Source organism: Burkholderia sp. ZZQ-2 (assembly GCF_050768715.1).
Taxonomy (GTDB): Bacteria; Pseudomonadota; Gammaproteobacteria; order Burkholderiales; family Burkholderiaceae; genus Burkholderia; species Burkholderia cepacia.
Genome location: NZ_LDVA01000123.1, coordinates 1 through 249 on the forward strand (window position 1 = coordinate 1; position 249 = coordinate 249).

Here is a 249-nt window from a genome sequence, read left to right on the forward strand (position 1 = left end):
ATGACGTCATCCTTTCACGCCGTCGTCGTCGCGGTGCCGACGGCGCAGGTGCGGTGTCTCGGTGCTCAGACAGCCGTCCGCCTCGACGGACGAGTACCCTCAAGGGGTGATCGAAGACATCAAGAAGCGTGCTCTGCACCGCACCAGCATCCTCGAGGGCCAGATGCGCGGCGTCGCGCGGATGATCGAGAACGAGGAGTACTGCATGGACATCATCACGCAGTCCCGCGCCATCCAGCGCTCGCTGGA

The 249-nt window shown here is 64.3% G+C and carries 1 protein-coding gene; it reads left to right on the forward strand.

Annotated features, from left to right (window positions below; translation table 11 throughout):
* Nucleotides 1-106: 106 nt before the first annotated feature.
* Nucleotides 107-249, forward strand: a 143-nt coding sequence (locus ABY44_RS07740) for a metal-sensitive transcriptional regulator (RefSeq protein WP_431641056.1), incomplete at its 3' end; no start/stop codon positions are given.